Source organism: Paraflavitalea speifideaquila, assembly GCF_032395985.1.
Lineage (GTDB): Bacteria > Bacteroidota > Bacteroidia > Chitinophagales > Chitinophagaceae > Paraflavitalea > Paraflavitalea speifideaquila.
The window spans coordinates 899793-917636 of the sequence record NZ_CP135920.1 but is presented as its reverse complement, the minus strand read 5'-3'; the positions used below and the strand labels follow the sequence as shown (position 1 = coordinate 917636).

Sequence of the window (17844 nt, the reverse complement as noted above, 5' to 3'; positions counted from 1 at the left end):
GTAATACCGGGCCTGAGTTATACGGCTGCTTTACAGCTTTACCCCAAGGCACCGAAAGTAAGTACGGAACCGCGTTCGCTACCGCATTTTGCGGAAGCTTTTTGAAAAGAAGGTGAAGGCGGAGCCTGGGAATGTTGTCAATTATATTTTACTTAGTCAAACGTACCTGCGTAATAAAAAGACCTCGGCGGCCAGGAAGTTGCTGACGGAAGCGCTGGAGCGGTTTAAAGACAATTCATTGCTGCGGTTCCAGTTCATTCAATGTTTACTGAAGGAAGGGAACAGGACGCTGCTGTCGCAGGAAGTGGAAAGGATGAAAGAAACGGATCCCAATTGTGTGTTTACGCACAACATGAACATACAGCAGTTAAAGGAGGATGAAAAATATGAGGAGGCGCTGAAGGAGCTGGATAAGATGGCAGCATTAACGGGAGATGATCAGGACATCCTGGTGAGCCGGATCCAATTGTATGGTTCCCAAAACAAAATGGATGAACTGGTTAAGTTACTGCAGGACAGTTATAATAAGTATCCCGAGAATACGGACCTGGTGACGATGATGTTCAGGCTGAAGAAGAATGGGTACAAGGATGCCAAAGGTGCGCTGAAGGTGTATGAGACGTACCTGAAACGGAATTACAATTACCAGATGATCCAATCGCTGGCGTCGGAGTATAATGAACAAGGTATGTCGGACAAGGCACTCCAACTTTTGAGGGGTTGAAGGAGAAGTTTGCCTATGATCCTGAACAATACATGGCGATTGCCAACTTTTATTATGACAAGCAGCAATATGGCAAAGCAGAAGAACATACGCGGAAGGCGCTGGTACAGGCGCCGTATGTAGCTTCTTATTGGCAGTCGCTGGGGCTGGAATTGCAACAGCAGCATAAGGACAATGAGGCGATGGACAATTTCCGGAAAGCGTTGTATTATGATGCCAATAAATATACGGCCCGTGAACAATTGCGGGAGTTGCAAAAAAGCCTACGGTATGGAAAGCTTTCCCGGAGACGGATGTGTATGAGTTGATCAAGCAATCGGCGGGTAAAACGTATGACCACAATTCGTATTACCTGTTGGATGAAAAAGCAACGGTGGTTTATCCGGAAGGGGCCACGGAAGAATACATTACGATGGTGGTTAAGATCATTAATGAAAAAGGTATTGACAACTGGAAGGAAGTAAGTTTGAATTACAATTCCAATTCACAATACCTGCTGGTGGAAAAGGCAGAGGCTGTTAAGAAAAATGGCAATAAGATCAAGGCTGAACAAAGTAGCAACCAGCTGGTATTTACGGGTCTTGAAGCAGGGGATGCGTTGTATATTAAATACAAAATACAGCACTATTCGCAAGGACGGCTTGCCAAGGAGTTTTGGGACAGGTATACGTTTAATGCCTATGTTCCAGTAGAAAAGGCGCGTTATTCGTTGTTGGTAGCCAAGAATATTTCGCTGCATCATAAAATGATGAATGCGCCGGTAAAACCTACGATCAGCAACTATGACGACTTTGTATTGTATAGCTGGGAAATGAAGGACCCTGCAGTGGCGAAGCCTGAAAAGTTTATGCCGCCACTGAATGATGTAGGGCCTGCGCTTTATTTATCCACGCTTTCTTCCTGGGCCGATATAGCGGCCTGGTATAGTGATCTTTCTTCATCCAAAACGGAAGATGATTTTGAGGTAAAGCAGGTATACGAGGAATTGTTTCCCAAGGGGAAAGGGATGATGAGTGAAGCAGAATGCGCCAAAATAATCTATTCGTATATTACGGGTAATATCCGATACAGTTCGGTATCGTTCAGGCAAAGTGCTTATGTTCCACAAAAGGCGGCCGTGACGATCAATACGCGGCTGGGAGATTGTAAGGACCTGTCGAGTTTATTTGTTGGGCTGGCCAAACTGGCAGGGGTAAAAGCTAACCTGGTGCTGGTGAATACGCGGGAAAATGGCTTGCATTCGATGGCGATGCCTTCGGTGGAGTTCAACCATTGTATTGTCAAGACGACGCTGGACGGAAAAGAATATTTCCTGGAACTTACGGATAATGACCTGCCTTTTGCCAGCTTGCCTTCCAACCTGTATAAGGCGGCTTACCTGGTGATACCAGAAAAAAGCAGTGATACGGCTGGCGCTCAATTAAAATATCTGTACACAACAAACCGGATCAAGGACAGGGTAAGGCGCAATATAGGGGTGGTTATTGAAGGCAATGATATTAAGATGTCGATCAAAGCTGTTAAAACGGGTAGTCTGAGTTCGGGTTTGCGGAGCGACTTTGGTAAACTGACGAATGAGAAGCAGAAAGAGGAGATGGAAAAATCGGTTAGCTCCTGGTATAAAAATCCGGTTAAACTAACGAGTATTTCCTTTACGGGGTTGGAGTCTTTATCGGATTCTGTTTCTTTTGAGTGCAAATACAAGGTGACGAATGAGGTAACTGAAGTGGGTGATATGGGTATGATCAAGATCCCTTTTGGAGATATCATTGCTTCTATTGATAATCTTACGGAAGATGAGCGCAAGTTTCCGATCGAATACTGGAGTTATGAGGATACGGATGAATACGAAACGACGATCACGGTTACTGCGCCTACGAGCAAACAGTTTGTAGAAATTCCGAAGAATGAAAGCTGTACATTCAATGGCAGCACGTATAGTCTTCAATTTGTAAAGAAGTCGAATACGCAGCTGGAGATCACCCGTAGGGCGAAGATCCAACGGGATGATGTATTACCGGCTGATTATGCGGCATTGAAAATGTTCTTTAATAAGATCATCAAAGCGGAGTCGAAGTATATTGCGTTCAAATAGAAAGGCAAGAATACAGGAGACAGAATACAGAAGAGCGGGTATCCCTGGGGATGCCCGCTCTTTGTTTGTGCAGGAAGGAAAATGGGCTTAATTTCAGGCATTATTTTGCAGGGAACGGGTTGTAGTTCGCTGCTGGAGGCTTAGATCATCAGCTTATGAATAATAAAGCATCATTGAGAACAATACAGGTGACCCGGTATGTGACGCCCTTGCGTGAGGGGGCTCGCTGCCCGCTATTGCAGAAGGGGATGACGAGTTCCTGTATGTACTTAAATTCAGGGAGCCGGGCAAGGGGTTAAAGCGTTGATAGCGGAGTTGATAGGCGGAGAGATGGCGCGCCTGCTGGGCCTTAAAGTACCTGAAATTGTATTTGCCAACCTGGATACGGCATTTGGGCGTACAGAGCCGGATGAAGAGATACAAGACCTGCTCAAGGCAAGTGTGGGCTTGAACCTCGGGCTGCATTACCTATCAGGGTCTATCACGTATGACCCGGCCGTTACACGGCTTCCTGCCAGGCTGGCTTCGCAAATTGTGTGGCTGGACTGCCTGCTTACGAATGTGGACCGTACAGCCAAAAACACGAATATGCTGGTTTGGAATAAAGAATTGTGGCTGATCGATCATGGAGCATCTCTTTATTTTCATCATTCATGGAATAATTGGGAAGAGCAGGCCAAACGTGCTTTTGTTAATGTAAAGGACCATGTATTGTTGCCACAAGCCAGTGAACTGGATGCCGTGAATGCTGAATATGGGCCTTTGCTTTCGGAAGAGCGTATCCGCAGCATTGTGGACCTGGTGCCTGATGAATGGTTGAAGGGGGATCGGAAGGCGGATCTGCCTATGACCGCCGGGAAGTATATATTCAATTTTTGTTAACTCGTGTAGCCTCGTCACCCATTTTTGTAAAAGAAGCGCAGTATGCAAGAACAACACTTATTTGAGTATGCAGTGATCCGGGTGGTGCCCAGGGTAGAACGGGAAGAATTCCTGAACGTGGGTGTTATTCTCTTTGCAAGCGACCTGCGTTCCTGGATCTACGGTATAGGTTGGATGCGGACAAGCTGCTGGCTTTTTGTGCAAAGCTGGATATTGAAGAAATAAAAAATTATCTCTGCGCCTTTGAACATATTTGCCAGGGTGATGTTGCCGGCGGCCCCATCGGCAAACTGGATATGCCTTCCCGTTTTCGCTGGCTTACTGCTACCCGCAGCACGATCGTACAATGTTCTAAAGTACACCCTGGATTATGTGCTGACCCAGTGGCTACGCTGGAGAAGTTGCACGAAAACCTGGTATTGTAGAAGACAAAAGCCTCAATGAATGGGGTCAAGCTTTTTTGAACCTCAGGATGGCTTCACCGCCGAGTTCGATCTGATCGCCATCCTGGAGGTGATGGGCAATACCATACATATTTAACCACTTCACTTTGTCGTCGGCAGTATGTACTTTGATCTTGTTGCCACTATCAGGCAGACCGCCTTTGTCGGGATACAGGAGGTACTTATTCGCTTTTGGATCATAGGCTATATAGGCATGGTTACGGCTTATGTGGAGGTTGGCCCTACCTGCTACTTCATCGAAACCAGGATCGCCCACAGCGAGAAAAACGATATCGTTCATTTGGATCTTACCAGAAGATAGTTGCGGGGTTTTGCTTCGGCCAATATTATACCGGAGTTGAATATGCGGATCGAGCACATATTCAAATTGTTCGGCCTGGCCTACCAATACCTGCAGGCAGGCGGTTGAAAATTTTTCTACGATATGTTCGCCTGCGCGGGTGACCTTGAGGCCAAAGTTGCCTTGTTGAATACAATTTTCGGGTAGTTGATCCTTGAGCACCTGGTATTCAAAAAACCAACCGGGCTCCAGTTGTATAAAATGGTTGAGCAGCTTACGCTCCAGGTGTTCGGTTTTAAACATACCGGGTTTATCGGTATATAAGGCAATGCTTGCGGCCTCTTCCTGTTCCTGATCGGGGCACACTATATAAAACCGCAGGCCAGCCACTGACATGCTTTTTCGTCGACATAAGGTTTCAATGCCTGTATGATAAATTTAATAATGGCATCGCGTTTCACGGGAGTAGCCGGAATGAAGGAAACGGTTGGCTCTTCAGGGGTGGAGACGGTTTGATCTTTAACTGACTCTTCCTCTACGAGGCCAAAGCTTTTTTGAGTTTGTTGAGTAAGTTTTTCATTCTTGCATTTTTTGTTTACTGGCCAGCAGGAAGGGTTGTTTTACAGGTGCATTGTTTAAAAACGATCCCAGGTATTCCCTGCGTTGTAAAATTTTTGCTACGGTATTGGCCAAGAGCACGGCATTGGCTGAACTTTGGCCACTCTCTATGCGTATACAGGTTACTGTATGTGATGTATTATCAGGTGTGGGAGCGAAAAATACATACCATCCATCTGATTGTTTTTCGCCCTTGATGATGCGTTCGGGTGTACCTGTTTTGCCTGCTACCCTGGTATCTTTGATCTTTAGTTTTCCGGGGTGCTGGACTGGTCGATCATGAATTGCTTCAGCAAAGAAGCATAGGCAGTATCTTTTGCAACTTTAATACCCTGGGGCAAGCTATCTCCGTGGCCCGCTTCGTGTAATACATACCGGGAAGGTTGAAGTATGCCCTGGTTGGCGATGGAGCCGGCCATCCTGGCCATGGATGCCGGGGTAGCGGTCAATACGCTTTGTCCCCAGGCAAGGCCGGAGAAAACGCTGCGGTATCTTTGGTAGTGCCTGTATAGTTGGGATTGTTGTATTGCTTACGGTCGTGGTTGAGCACTTCTTTGCGCCAGGCTGCCAGGTCCGCCGATTGCTTGAGGGCGTCATTGGATAAAGTATAATTATACCCGCCCCGCTGTTCGATGTTCATGCCGGTTGCCTGGTACAGGGCAGCCATTTCTTCTTCGAGGTGGTTTTCATTGGCCAGGCGGATGAAGAATATATTGCTGGAGTTGAGGATGGCTTCGTGCATATCAACGAAGGGTACTTTGGGAATAAATGGTTCCTGTTCTTTTTATTATCGCGAAATATCTCGTTGCGGTAGATATCGGTATACTTTACTTCGTTGGCCACCATGCCCATTTTATTGAGGCCAGCCATGGCAGTCAGTATTTTGGCAGTGGAGCCAGGGGCAGTGGAATAGGTCATGCCGAGGTCGCGTTCTGTAACGATGGTCTCAAGTTGGTTTCTTTCTCTATCGGGCAACTGCATTAATTCGGGGCCTTCAGGTTGGGTAATGGGTTCAAGGCAGAAGCCAGGACATCGCCCGACCCAGCATCCAGCACCACCACGGAGATACGTTTATTTTGGAAGAGGCTGGTGTGTAAGGAATCCTGTATCTCTACCTGCAGTGCAGCATCTACAGTTAATTGAACGTTGCGGTCTTTGTCTCTTATTTTCCGGATGGCGGCCGCATTGGTATCAATACCAGCCTTCAATCCATCAATAAGGGCGGTATAATCATACCGGGCCATTGGTACGGTTTTATAGAATGGTTTGGTAAACCGGTCGGGCTGGTACAAGGTATATACGGAATCCTGTATTTCGCGGGTGATGCCAAAGCCACGAAGGCTGGTGAGGTGGCGGGCTTCGGCAAAATAGCCGTTGGCCTGGCCCCAAAACAGGCGGGTGTTGTAATCGCCGGTCCAAAAGAATAGGTCCTCACCAAAGGGATAAAAGCGCCTTACTCTTTTGGATCACTTGCTGCAGACCGGTCTTTGTTAAACCTGCCTGTTGAAGGCTGTCGCTATTTAGCCGGATGGCGGCTTCATCGCTGGAAGCCAGGATGAGGCCCTTGCGGTCATATACATTCCCGGCAGCGAGCACGCGCATGAGTTTGTCGATACGGGGATTGTAACTATATACAGGTACACCGTTGCGCATGACCACGCGGGCTTGTTTTACCAGGTATTGCTCGCGGTCGATGACCTGGACAAAAAATAATTTAACTGCCAGTACCAGGATGCCGGCCAGGAAGAAAAGAATGCCGGTGGCTAATACGGGGTCATAGTTTTTCTGCATGGTTTCGCGCTGTACTTCCTGCCCTTCACGTGCTGATATACCCGCTACAATGCCTATGGCTGCGAGGTTGATGATGAGTGATATTTTCCCATAGCTCAAAAATGGTACGGCCACGCCGGTAAGTGGGAGTAGCCCAATGGAACCTCCGGCAATGATGAATAACTGAATGCCGATGGTAATGGCAATGCCAGCACATAAGTAAAAAGTAAATGGTTGTCCGGATCGGCGTGCATGAAGGAAGGTGCGGTGGATAAGGATGCCGAATAGGAGTAAAACAGCGATGAGGCCGAGCCATCCCAATTCTTCACCAATGCTGGGCAGTATCATATCGGTATGGGCGGCTGGCATGGTATTGGGGAATCCACGACCGATGCCCTGTCCGGCAAATCCGCCGGAAGAGAGGGTCCAATAGCTGTGTGCGAGGTGATCGCCACCAAACACATCATTGTTCCACTGGCTTAACCAGATGGCTTTACGATCGGCCAGGCGTTGTCCAATACCGGGCACACGATCACCAAAAGCAAAGGCTGCCATTACCATGATGATGATAACGGGGGCATCGGCAATAGCAGCAAAAGCGCCGTACCATTTTATGCTACGGAGGTTACCCTGTATAAGCAATGCGATGATAACGAGGAGTAAGGCGGCGGCTGTAGCCATCCATCCGGGCAGTAGCCATAATAAGAGGGCATAGACCAATGCTGTGAGAACGGTGAACAGAAGGTTGCCCCGGGCAATGCTATAGAAGAAAAGAAAGGTAAAACAAACTACGAGTGCAGGCCCCATATCGCCCATGAAAAGGTATAAGGCGAGGATGACACCGATACCTGCAAAAACGCCCCAGTTGACATAGAATCGCCAACGTATATCGGACAGGTTACGGATATTTTCGGCATTGGCAGCAAAGAAGGCAGCCAGGAAAAAGAGGAGGAGGTATTTGGTGATCTCGCTGGGCTGGAAGGTGAAGCCACCCAGTTGGAGGTTTACTTTTACGCCACTGCCTTCGGGACCTGTTCCAATCAACACGGTCAGTACAGCCAATAGCACGGCCAACGCCAACCAGGTCCACCCTTTGAGCTGGTAAATATTCCTGTGCTTAAAATTAAACAAGCCGTCAAACCACCAACGGGTATACCATTTACCGATGTTAATGGAACACAATATGGTATAGGCAATGAGGCCGGCGATTACACCCTGCAAGGTTTGAAAAGCATGCAGTGAATCGGTGAGTGGATGCTGAATGCTAAAGAGGGTTAATATGGAAATACCGCACAACAGCAATAGAATGGGCAGGAGGAAAATATCAGGTCGTTTTCTCCTTACTGACAAGATGAGGTGTACAATAAAAATGCGAGGATGAGGCTACCGGCTATTACCTGGAAGCTGGTCTTAAACTCTTCGGGTGTTCGGACAATTAATACCCCATCTTCTTTTAGCTGTCCATATACGATGGAACCTATCAATCTTATTTTATGGGGTTTGGCCACAAAGGAACAGGCGGCATTTTTATCCAGGCGGCTAGTGCCTTTGCGTGTACCAAACTCAAACCCGGGTTTCAGTGGCAATACGCTGTAACCGGAATCACGAAACAAATGGGTGAAAGCAAATTCTCCTTTGGCATTGGTGCGTGCGTAGCCGATAATGGCAGTGAGTGAATCTTCTTCCAGGGAAGGAATGTGTTGTCTTAACTGAACGAGTACGCCTTGCATGGGCTGATGCTGGTACAGGACCCGCCCCGTCATTTCCAGATCACCAGTCGACATGGGTAGGAGACTTTCAGCATGGGTCTCTCCCTGTTTTTCACTTATGACGGGGCCGGCAAGTTCCTGTACGTATAAAGCAGAATCGAACCCAAGTCTTTGACGTGATGCCCGTAACCGGTCTTGAAAATCAAGACCTCCCATGGTTGTTTTCCAGGGAAGAGGAGCGGTAATGGCATACGCTGCTTTATTGAGTGCCCCGAGGTTATCGGGCTGCCCCAATTGCAATAATTTAGCAGCGAGGGAATCCACCAGGAGGTTCACATCGCGTTGATCAGTATAATAGTTGCCATCGGCGATTACCTGACGTAATACTTCTTTGTTGACAACGCTTTCCAGTTTCAGGGCGCTGCCCTGGAGTAAAGCGGTATTTGTTTTTCCAGCTGTGGGCTAAGGGCCTGGAACAGCCTGAAGAACAGGAGTAACAGGATCAATGCCGCAGCTGTTAATAATATCCATCCTTCTTTGGCTGGGCTCCTGGTTGTATTTTTTTCGCGTTCGGCCATATATCTTTTGCGGGTTACAAAGCTGTTGCCCCTAAAGGGGCATAAAATTCTTTATACATATTCTTTCTACAAGGCGATTGCCCTAAAGGGGCACGAAGGCCTTTGTAACATCTTTCCAAAAAGCAGTAGCCCCTATAGGGACATAGCACTTTATTGTGATCCTTTTACAATCAATTGATCGAATGAAACGGTTTGAGCACCATCTACACGAAGGCCAAAATAGTTACCGAAGCCGCCTGTGAAGGATAAGGTTTTTCCAACTTGTCGTTGATCAGAAAACGTAAGGAATTGGCTTGCTTTTCGACGGTAAGCATATTGAGGCCTGCATCGGGACGGATATTGGCAGAGGGAGTCCAATCGACCAAAACATTCCATTGATCTTTTACCAGGGCGCCGATGGAAAAATAACCATTGGAAGTAATGTAGAACACGAAGTAGGAATCCTGCTGCTGATCGCCGCAAAAGTTAATACCAAAAGGATCGCCTGCACTTTCGCCCCAATGGGTGGCATTGGCAGTTATGGTAAAATCTTTTTTGGATATCGAGGTTGAACTTTACGGTTGTGGAATAGGAGAGGCTATCTGCCAATCCCTTCATTATATATTTTCCGTCTTTGAGGTTGTATTCGCTGGTCTCGTCTTTACCTATATCCCATACGCTATCCTGAGGATCGCTAAAATCATTAAAATAAATACCGTTGTTTAAAGGAATACCCGGATTGTGCCCGGGCATTTGTACTGTTTCCTCCTGCACGGGCATCACAGCCAGGGCTGGTGCTTCGATGGGGGTATTGGGGTACTTTCTTTGGCGGCAGATGGGGTATATTTTACTTGCTGAACCTGGGAGGGCTTTATATCAGGCGGCGTAGTTTCCGCAGCCTGGGCCTTGATCTAACGAGGGTAGTCCAGGAAAAGAAACCGCTACGCTGATGAGCAAGAGGACTAAGGCAATGAAGGTAATTTCTCTTTTAGAGCCGGAATAGGTTCGGGCGGTAAGGGGCTTGGTATTTAACGGTTTGCTGCTGTTCAACTGGCGGTAAGGTTCTGATACCGCGCAGGTCTTCAATGGCTGCCATTTTCAGGAGGTGGCGTACCTGTATGGGATCGGCCAGGCGGTGTGACCCTTGTTTGGTGAGCAAGCCTTCGAGCAATAACATCATGCTGGGTGGCAATGAATGGTGCTCGGGCATGCGGGGAACCGGCACAGGAGAAGCAATGACCCGGTTGATGTGCATGAGGAGATCGTCCTGTTCATATTCAAAGGGCACCAGGCCTGTGAGGCATTCATATATTACTACGCCCAAAGAATAATAATCGGTGGGGGTAGATACATTTTTGGATTGGTTGAATTGTTCGGGGAAGCATAATCATAGGTAAGCATGGAAGCACCGGTTACGGTGATGGTATCAGACTGTTCGCGCAATTTGGCAATACCAAAATCGGTGAGCAGGAAATGGATATCGCCCCGGGCAATTTCCTGTACATGATGTTTTCGGGCTTCACATCGCGGTGTACCACGGCTTTGGCATGAATAGCATCCAGGGCTTCGGTCATGTGGTGGGCCAGGCGAATGATGGTGGGTATATCGAGTGTACGGTGCATTTTAAGGAGGCTGCGCAAATCGCCGCCTTCTACCAATTGCATCACTATATAAGGGAGCTCCGCATCGAGGTGTACCTCTATGATCTTAACAATGTACTCATGCTGGATGGATTTCATGATCTCGCTCTCGCGTTGGAAACGCCTGAGTGTATCGGGCTCGGTATTAAAAGCAAAATGCTTGATGGCCACGAGCTCACCGGTTTGAAGGCTCCTGGCTTTTAATACGCGGGCATTGCCGCGACCCAATTCTCCCAGGATCTCGTATCCCTTGAAATACTCCTTAAATATCGAAGTGGCCATGTTTTATCGCTTGACGTTGTTCATGATCAAAAGTGAGGTATGGCTGCTGTCGGATTTCACAGAATTATTGAATGGATATTTGATATTTTCAAAGACAAGGTTATCTGTTCTAAGTAAAATGGGCACGGTGATGCGGATACCGGTTTCAAATCCCTGAGGCGCAGATCTTTCAAGAGGAGGGTATCACCAGGCCGGGCTGATTGTTTGTTTATTTCTATGGCGGCAAATTTTGCCGGGTTGTTTTTAACGGGCAGGATCAGGAGGGTTTTACCTATGCTATCGGCATACTGTTTTAGCTGTTTCCAATTTTGGGTAGCGGCAATACGCAGGGTATCTATTTTTCTTCTACCACGGGACCAGGTACGGCCGGGTGGCTCACACGTACAGAAGAGGGGGCATTTTGGTTGCTATCGACAACAATGACTTCGGGTGGCGGAATGTCGATGGGTCTGGGCGGAGAAAAATACCAACCTGCACCTGCAATGAGTAAGAGCAAGAGGGCCGCCCAGAGAAGCCAGGGGCGGGAAACCTGAGCGGTGAGCGGTGAGGCGGGAGACGGTCCCGCCAATGGGCGGGATGAATCGCTTGCTTCGGTAACGGATGAACCGGCAGTCATCTGCGTCGATATCGGGTGAGGCGGCTGCAGGTTATCATTTGACTCGCCAGGAAGGGTAGGTGTAGTAGGCTGTTTTTTTACCTTGGCTGGTTTGCTTTTTAGAAGCACAACGGTAATATTGTCATTACCTCCCATTTCGTTGGCGAGGGCAATCAGGCTATTGACTTTATTGGCCAGGGGTTGCCCGGTAGACAATACGGTGGTCATTTGTTGTACGGTCACCATATCGGTGAGTCCATCACTGCACAATAGTAAATGATCACCAGGCAGGAGTTCTTCCTTTCCATAATCCAAAAAGTCTTCATCATCGAGACGGTGGAAGGTAGAGCCCACCTCGCGCAATATCTGGTTGCGGTGGGGATGGTGCATGGCTTCGATCTCGGTCATATCACCCGCATCTTCCCTGATGCCCACAAAGGAGTGATCCCTGGTGAGTTTTTGTAATTTGCCGGCCCGGTAGCGATAGAGTCTGGTATCGCCCACGTGGGCAAAATAAAGGGATTGTGCTGCTACATCGGCCACTACAGCGGTAAGCACGCAACACATTTCGCTGATGTATTGATCTTTCTTCCTTTCCTCTACAATTCGGTTATTGGCAAAGACGACTGCCTCACGTAACATGGCCAAGGTATCGCCCTTGGGTAGCTGCATATACTGTTCGATACTTTCTCTGGCAATAGCAGCGGCTTTTTCGCCACCCATATACCCTCCTACCCCATCAATGACGGCTATTAAAGCATTATCGGTTGACCATAGCTGCCTTGCTATCCAGGCGTCCTGATTTTCTTTGCGACGCCTGCCCGGGTCTGTATTACCATTTAAGAATATGCTTCTCATGTTATCGGGGCAGGTTTTTGAAATGCCTGATCAACAGGATAATTACCAATAAACAAAAGGCCACTGTACTGAGGATGGTTGCCATTGTTATGGTTGTTGTTTAAATTCAAGGGTAATGATGCCATTCAATAATAGTTGGCTTTGGGGTTCCAGGTCGAACCAACGGGGGTTATGGACATCGCTCCTGGCAATGACCAGCTCATTTACCCTGGTTTCGTTGGTACTGAAAGCTGCAACCTGGAATTTACCAGCAGCCTCATTGAACCGGATGCGGGCATGGGGATTGGACACGTAGCTGGAATCGATGAGGAGGTAATTATTATAGCCCTGGTTTTCGGGTTCCTTGCGGGCTATTACAATTTCAGTGTCTCTCATGATATAGGTATCAGCCTTGTTCTTATCGCCCATGAAGTAATCGATCCTGGCCAGGCCGCTATCCATATTGCGGGCCTGTTTGAGTAATGAGCCTCCGCCCAATGAAAGGTCGTTGCTGAATTTCACTGTAAAGTTGCCACTCTCGGCAAAATGGATATGGCGTAGTACGTCGAGATTGATATCCATTTTATCAAATACATTGGTGGCCCTGGATTTCATGGTTACTTTGGCGGTATGCCTTTTTCGCTTCCCAGGGCGCCTGATTTAATGCCAGTAAGCATGCCAATGACCTTTATATCATAAGGGCCTATCTTTCGTTGTTGAAATCTGCAGCCGGGCCAAACCTGAATTGCCAATGGGAGGAAACGGGGGATAAGTCTTCATAATTCTTTTTGTACTGCTCCAGCTTTTTATAATACATCTTCACGGCCTCTTTGACCACCACGGGGAAGGAAGGCAGGCGCTGTTCGTATACATCGGGATGGAGGATCACCAGGAAGTGCATGTTGAATACCAGGCTGGCGCCTACGGACTCGGTTTTGCAGGAGTCGTCGAAGCAATCCAGTAATTCTTTCAAGACATCGTTGTTAGTTATGGGCGCAGGAGCATCCTTTGTGCTTTCCGGGATCAACCAATTTTTCATAGCGCCCAAAAAACTACCGGGTCGTTTGTTCATATTAAAACCTGTTGAGTATGCAATAAATACAGGAAGGGTTGCTGCTGATTAAATGTAGAAGATTTTGATGCAAGGGAATGATAAAGAAAATATAAAACGCCGGTGTGGTGCAGCTTTTAATAATTTATTAAGAGAAATAATAGGTGTAGTTGGTTTTACCCGATGCGGGCGCAAAAACGCGGTTGTTCGGGTTTTATTGTTTGTAGGAAATGTTAAATCGCAGATTGTACAGGTATTGAAGGATTGCGCAGATTTTGCGGGTTGTGAGAATGGCGCATGGAGGGTGGCGGGTGGCCAGTCTCTGCCAAAGCTTTGGAACAGGAAGGGAAATTTGTATAGTTTCGTGGGGCAGTATGAATACGACCTTTACTACTCCTTATGTTCTAATGCTGGTTGCACTGTTGGCAGGTATGTTGCTCAGTGTAAAAGCAGGTAAATTAACGCTTCGCGCGGGACTTATGGGTGCGCTGGTGGGCTTCCTGGTATTTACGGGAGGTGGCTATGCGGGCATCCTGATGCTGGTGGCTTTCTTTGTATTGGGGGTGTTGGCTACGGCACACAAAAAAGACAGGAAAGCGGCTATCGTTTTAACGGAGGGGCATTCGCAAAAAGAAATACGGGGCAGGTGTTGGCCAATGGAGGTATGGCTGCGCTGCTGGGATTGCTGGCTATGGTGGACGCTAAGCACCAGGAATTGTATTTACTCATGGCAGGGAGTAGTCTTGCTTCGGCCACAGCCGACACTTTATCATCGGAACTGGGCATGGTATATGGTCGTAATTTCTACAATATCCTAAGCTTCAAAAAAGACGAAAAAGGGTTGGATGGGGTGGTGAGTTTAGAAGGTACCCTTTGGGGCCTGGCAGGGGCAGGGGTTATTGCCAGCATTTATTCGATGTTTGTTGGTTTCGGGAAAAACAGTGGCGTTATTTTACTGGCCGGGCTACTGGGCAACCTATGTGATTCGATTCTAGGTGCTTCGCTGGAACGCCGGCATTTAATCAACAACGATGTAGTGAATTTTCTGAATACATTTTTGCTGCCTTGATTGCTTTGATGATAGCAGGTAGCAAGTAATAAATGGCGAGTAGTATCATGTAACTAGGATTCTCTTTTTTTCCAATATAGATTTGAAAGTGGTCATGGTAGTGAACAGGTTGTTCCTCACAATGGGATCGGCTATCCAGCGGGGTACTTTTTTACTTCGGTGGGAGGAAACGATGTAGGATATTTTCATGTGTCCATAGCCGGCATCTTCCAACAACCATTTGCCTTTTGTACCGGTAATGCGGGTAACGGAGGTTGTAACGGGGAATTGATTATTCAGTGCGCTTTCAAAACTGATCACGGCCATGCGGGGATTGGCCGATTCTTTATGGACGTTATAGGACAGGCAACAATCCTGGTCGCCAAAAGGCCAAGGGACGCTGTACCTGGTATAAGTGATCCAATTGGTACGGTTACCAGTGTGTAATACGTTGTATTTACGGGCATTGGTATTCCATTCCTTCCCTTTTGCCTGATCGATCAGGAGATTGATCACTGATTCTACATCGGACCGTACGATAAAAACGGCTTTGATCTCTCTCACCTGCTCGCCTTGCCCGCCCGGTATCCACCTTTCATACAAGGAAAGGACCTCATCTTGCTTTACCAACTTAAATTCTCCCTCACCGGTTGCCCCGGCATACAATGACTGCACCAGCATTAAGAGAAGACAGCCAAGCACTTGTACGTTTTTCATGCCATTTGTTTTATTATTAAAAGACAGTTTCCAGAGGCCAAACCCCTATTGCGGGGGACAAATTCATCTCATCAGGATAAGTAATTACGTTAAGGCTTAACGATCAATTAATGATCAGGGTACAAAAATGAACGTTGCATTGCTCTGGGCCTATGATTTTCTGCTGAGGTGTTGAATGGGGTTATTGAGTTGTAGAAAAGGGAATGGATCGGTATATTGTAGGAACATTTGAAGGCTATGACCAACCGACTGCTGTATGTGTTATGTACGATCGTGCTTTGCATTGTGGCATTTTCACAATGTGTTAACAAGGCTGGGGAAGAAATAGACATTCGGGGAAAAAAGTTGTCATACGGCTGACAATCAGAATTTTTGTACGTTAACTACGCTACCTGCCACCGCCCTGGTGAAGAACTGTATCGACTGTCATAAGCCGGCGCTTCCCTCAAGCAAGATCACTTTACTGGCGAATGGGCAAACAAGCCCTACGCCCGATTCGATCCGCATGCCCTCATCAGGATATACCCGGATGAAACGGCCCGTATCATGGCGCACCTGAAGGAATAAGTGGTCTATTTTTCCCTGGTCACATCTTTTGGTCACGTTTCCAAACTGTTGTTTGTCTGTATAGGTATTCATTGATCTTCAAATCAAAAACATGAAATATCTATTGATTACGGTACTCATTTTATTTACTATGACGCAGGCAAATGCACAAAAACGACACAATCCGGCTGGCCTATTCGATCCAACACCTTATGGGTTTTCGCATATAGCGGTAATTCCAGGTAGCAGTAAGCTTATTTATGTAGCGGGCCAGGGAGGGGAAGAAGATACTACTGGCAAACTAAGTGTTTCATTCCGCACACAGGTTCAGTTTGCGTTAAAAAATATTCAAACGGCTTTACAATCACAGGGGCCACGATGAAATCGGTATTTAAAGTCACCACGCTAATAGTAGACCACCATGGAGATAAATTAAAGATCCTGATCGAAGCGTTTCAAAAGATGTGGCCGGATAAGCAATTCCCTATTAATACGCTCATCCCGGTTCCTGCCTTGGCGCTGGAAGGGATGCTGGTGGAAATTGAGGCGACAGCAGTGGTAAAAGGGTAGTTTTTTATTTGGTGTTATACACGGTAAGGACTTGCTGTGTAAGGGTATCAAAAATTAACAGGCCTTCCTGTTCAGCATCTAACTGACCAAGTAACCGGCCTTCGCTGTTCCATACGGAAGACCGGCCGCCGGCTGGAAGGCCTTCGCATGAACCAACGCAATTGACCATTAAAGCAGGCATGGCATATTGGGCGGCAGTTTGTGCCATTGTTTGAATGGCTTTTTCTACGCCGGGAATGGTTTTGGCTACGCTGGCCAGGTAAATATTGGCGCCATTGTTATGTACATTCTCCACATGTTGGGGAACTGATAGTTCATAGCAGATAGCGAGCCCAATCCTGGTATCACCTGCTGTCAAATACAACTGCTGATCGCCCGGTACGAAATAAGGCAGTTCATCGGCATGCAAATATTGTTTGGCATAGGTTTGCCTGGGCAGGTGGGGTTGAAAAAGCACCATTCCAATCTGTATTCCTTTCGCTGACCTGATGGGCATGCCTGCTCCAATGGTTACCTGATTGGCATTGCTGAAGTCCTGGAAAAATCGAAGCGGCTATCCTCCTGTGTGGTGGCCAGCTCATTGGCTAATCCGGGTTCATACCCAATAATGGAAAGCTCCGGCATTACGATTGTAGTTATGCCATGGAGCGAGGACATGTCAAGGAAATGGTTGGCCGCTGTTAGATTGTATTGTATATCGCCTTTGCGGGACCTTATTTGCGCCAGGGCTATCTTCATGCAACAATTTAACAAATTCCTGGCAGTTTTCCACCTGCTGTGACTGGCCGAATCATTTTCAGCTTGTCCTATTTTTGTTGCGCCCGGGCTTTGATCACTTGCAGAATATTGTTTTGAATATCTTTCATGATCCAGCCAGCCCAAACGCTGGCATAAAAATTAAAGGTGGTGGAAAGTTTGAAATGACTGTACATTTCCCGCATTCCTGTTACATTACTCCACAGCTTTTCCCGGTTGGCTGTAATATCAAAAAAGTATATGCCTTGTACTGTCCCGGAATATGACCAATGGCTTTTCAACCGTGAAAGGATCAAGGGCAATAATGCGATCAGGGGAACATCGGTATTACCATTGTTTTTCTTTTTCCATTTGAAGTAGCCAGCAATCAGTCCTCCAATGGAGGAAGCATGTAAAAAAAAGGGGGCACCATGACCCAGGAGGCCCAACCTCTAATATTTGTAAGCCAGGTAACGAGGAAGAACAGGTGTACCGGGAGCCAAGGATAGAGATTAAACTCAAGTATACAATGATTGGGAGGGCAAAAAACTACAAATAAGCCAAGCAAATCTGCCGAAAATGATCATTTAGATTGTTAAGGGGTTGCCCTTAACCGGATGTTAATCTTGATACATTTAGCTGAAATAATCCAATGGTTTAGTATCTTGCAAGTGATATTTTCTGCATACGCTTTGCGTCCATTTCTAACCCATTCATTTTTAGC

The 17844-nt window shown here is 47.1% G+C and carries 25 protein-coding genes and 2 pseudogenes; 8 read left to right on the top strand and 19 right to left on the bottom strand.

Going from position 1 to position 17844, the window contains the following annotated elements; translation table 11 throughout:
- The first annotated feature begins 112 nt into the window (after nt 1-112).
- The 5 genes and pseudogenes from RS881_RS06580 (at nt 113) to RS881_RS06555 (ending at nt 4126) form a co-directional block, all read left to right on the top strand.
- Nucleotides 113-724: a tetratricopeptide repeat protein gene (locus RS881_RS06580; protein ID WP_315820348.1), complete on the top strand. Its 612-nt coding sequence runs from the start codon at nt 113-115 to the stop codon at nt 722-724.
- A complete protein-coding gene (locus tag RS881_RS06575; RefSeq protein WP_315820347.1) occupies nt 721-1032 on the top strand; it encodes a hypothetical protein in 312 nt (103 codons plus the stop codon). The genes RS881_RS06580 and RS881_RS06575 overlap by 4 nt, the downstream gene beginning before the upstream one ends.
- Nucleotides 1020-2819, top strand: a complete 1800-nt coding sequence (locus RS881_RS06570) for a DUF3857 domain-containing transglutaminase family protein (RefSeq protein ID WP_315820346.1) — start codon at nt 1020-1022, stop codon at nt 2817-2819. The genes RS881_RS06575 and RS881_RS06570 overlap by 13 nt, the downstream gene beginning before the upstream one ends.
- 303 nt (nt 2820-3122) lie before the next feature.
- On the top strand, nt 3123-3701 hold the full coding sequence (locus RS881_RS06565; RefSeq protein WP_315820345.1) for a HipA family kinase: 579 nt from the start codon (nt 3123-3125) through the stop codon (nt 3699-3701).
- A gap of 42 nt (nt 3702-3743) precedes the next feature.
- A pseudogene (locus RS881_RS06555) lies at nt 3744-4126 on the top strand (DUF3037 domain-containing protein).
- A gap of 25 nt (nt 4127-4151) precedes the next feature.
- On the opposite strand, the gene RS881_RS06550 reads toward RS881_RS06555, so the two are convergent.
- The 14 genes from RS881_RS06550 to RS881_RS06485 all read right to left on the bottom strand — a co-directional run bounded on the left by RS881_RS06550 (nt 4152) and on the right by RS881_RS06485 (nt 13525).
- Nucleotides 4152-4835: an FHA domain-containing protein gene (locus RS881_RS06550; protein WP_315820342.1), complete on the bottom strand. Its 684-nt coding sequence runs from the start codon at nt 4833-4835 to the stop codon at nt 4152-4154.
- 476 nt (nt 4836-5311) lie between these two features.
- Nucleotides 5312-5491: a hypothetical protein gene (locus RS881_RS06545; RefSeq protein ID WP_315820341.1), complete on the bottom strand. Its 180-nt coding sequence runs from the start codon at nt 5489-5491 to the stop codon at nt 5312-5314.
- Between the two features lie 17 nt (nt 5492-5508).
- Nucleotides 5509-5805, bottom strand: a complete 297-nt coding sequence (locus RS881_RS06540; RefSeq protein WP_315820340.1) for a hypothetical protein — start codon at nt 5803-5805, stop codon at nt 5509-5511.
- Between the two features lie 238 nt (nt 5806-6043).
- Nucleotides 6044-6355: a hypothetical protein gene (locus RS881_RS06535; RefSeq protein WP_315820339.1), complete on the bottom strand. Its 312-nt coding sequence runs from the start codon at nt 6353-6355 to the stop codon at nt 6044-6046.
- 139 nt (nt 6356-6494) lie between these two features.
- Nucleotides 6495-8183, bottom strand: coding sequence for an FtsW/RodA/SpoVE family cell cycle protein (locus tag RS881_RS06530; RefSeq protein ID WP_315820338.1), 1689 nt, complete (start codon nt 8181-8183; stop codon nt 6495-6497).
- Nucleotides 8174-8878, bottom strand: coding sequence for a hypothetical protein (locus RS881_RS06525; protein ID WP_315820337.1), 705 nt, complete (start codon nt 8876-8878; stop codon nt 8174-8176). The genes RS881_RS06530 and RS881_RS06525 overlap by 10 nt, the downstream gene beginning before the upstream one ends.
- A gap of 77 nt (nt 8879-8955) precedes the next feature.
- Complete coding sequence (locus RS881_RS06520) at nt 8956-9120, bottom strand: hypothetical protein (protein ID WP_315820336.1); 165 nt, start codon at nt 9118-9120, stop codon at nt 8956-8958.
- 203 nt (nt 9121-9323) lie between these two features.
- The gene (locus tag RS881_RS06515; RefSeq protein ID WP_315820335.1) at nt 9324-9551 is read right to left on the bottom strand and encodes a hypothetical protein; all 228 of its coding nucleotides are present in this window, start codon (nt 9549-9551) and stop codon (nt 9324-9326) included.
- A gap of 34 nt (nt 9552-9585) precedes the next feature.
- Complete coding sequence (locus RS881_RS06510; protein WP_315820334.1) at nt 9586-9882, bottom strand: hypothetical protein; 297 nt, start codon at nt 9880-9882, stop codon at nt 9586-9588.
- A gap of 205 nt (nt 9883-10087) precedes the next feature.
- Nucleotides 10088-10423, bottom strand: a complete 336-nt coding sequence (locus tag RS881_RS06505; protein WP_315820333.1) for a protein kinase family protein — start codon at nt 10421-10423, stop codon at nt 10088-10090.
- Nucleotides 10424-10511: 88 nt separating this feature from the next.
- Nucleotides 10512-11021, bottom strand: a complete 510-nt coding sequence (locus tag RS881_RS06500; protein ID WP_315820332.1) for a serine/threonine-protein kinase — start codon at nt 11019-11021, stop codon at nt 10512-10514.
- Between the two features lie 334 nt (nt 11022-11355).
- Complete coding sequence (locus tag RS881_RS06495; protein WP_315820331.1) at nt 11356-12474, bottom strand: PP2C family protein-serine/threonine phosphatase; 1119 nt, start codon at nt 12472-12474, stop codon at nt 11356-11358.
- A gap of 87 nt (nt 12475-12561) precedes the next feature.
- Complete coding sequence (locus RS881_RS06490; protein ID WP_315820330.1) at nt 12562-13068, bottom strand: FHA domain-containing protein; 507 nt, start codon at nt 13066-13068, stop codon at nt 12562-12564.
- Nucleotides 13069-13156: 88 nt separating this feature from the next.
- Nucleotides 13157-13525 (bottom strand): hypothetical protein, encoded by a 369-nt coding sequence (locus RS881_RS06485; RefSeq protein ID WP_315820329.1) that lies wholly within the window; start codon nt 13523-13525, stop codon nt 13157-13159.
- Nucleotides 13526-13794: 269 nt separating this feature from the next.
- Between RS881_RS06485 and RS881_RS59090 the strand changes: the two are divergent.
- Nucleotides 13795-14573 (top strand): annotated as a pseudogene (locus RS881_RS59090) (DUF92 domain-containing protein).
- A gap of 45 nt (nt 14574-14618) precedes the next feature.
- Here the strand turns inward: RS881_RS59090 and RS881_RS06470 are convergent.
- Complete coding sequence (locus RS881_RS06470; protein ID WP_315820327.1) at nt 14619-15269, bottom strand: START domain-containing protein; 651 nt, start codon at nt 15267-15269, stop codon at nt 14619-14621.
- A 426-nt stretch (nt 15270-15695) separates the two neighbouring features.
- The gene (locus RS881_RS06465) at nt 15696-15908 is read right to left on the bottom strand and encodes a hypothetical protein (RefSeq protein ID WP_315820326.1); all 213 of its coding nucleotides are present in this window, start codon (nt 15906-15908) and stop codon (nt 15696-15698) included.
- Between the two features lie 19 nt (nt 15909-15927).
- Between RS881_RS06465 and RS881_RS06460 the strand changes: the two genes are divergently transcribed.
- Nucleotides 15928-16197 (top strand): RidA family protein, encoded by a 270-nt coding sequence (locus tag RS881_RS06460; protein ID WP_315820325.1) that lies wholly within the window; start codon nt 15928-15930, stop codon nt 16195-16197.
- Nucleotides 16194-16385, top strand: a complete 192-nt coding sequence (locus RS881_RS06455) for a Rid family hydrolase (protein WP_315820324.1) — start codon at nt 16194-16196, stop codon at nt 16383-16385. Before RS881_RS06460 ends, RS881_RS06455 begins: the two co-directional genes overlap by 4 nt.
- 4 nt (nt 16386-16389) lie before the next feature.
- Here RS881_RS06455 and RS881_RS06450 read toward each other — a convergent pair whose 3' ends face one another.
- From RS881_RS06450 to RS881_RS06440, 3 genes are all read right to left on the bottom strand, one after another.
- Nucleotides 16390-16881, bottom strand: coding sequence for a carbon-nitrogen hydrolase family protein (locus tag RS881_RS06450; protein ID WP_315820323.1), 492 nt, complete (start codon nt 16879-16881; stop codon nt 16390-16392).
- Between the two features lie 14 nt (nt 16882-16895).
- Nucleotides 16896-17123 (bottom strand): carbon-nitrogen hydrolase family protein, encoded by a 228-nt coding sequence (locus RS881_RS06445; protein ID WP_315820322.1) that lies wholly within the window; start codon nt 17121-17123, stop codon nt 16896-16898.
- Nucleotides 17124-17191: 68 nt separating this feature from the next.
- Nucleotides 17192-17569: a hypothetical protein gene (locus RS881_RS06440; RefSeq protein WP_315820321.1), complete on the bottom strand. Its 378-nt coding sequence runs from the start codon at nt 17567-17569 to the stop codon at nt 17192-17194.
- Nucleotides 17570-17844 lie beyond the last annotated feature (275 nt).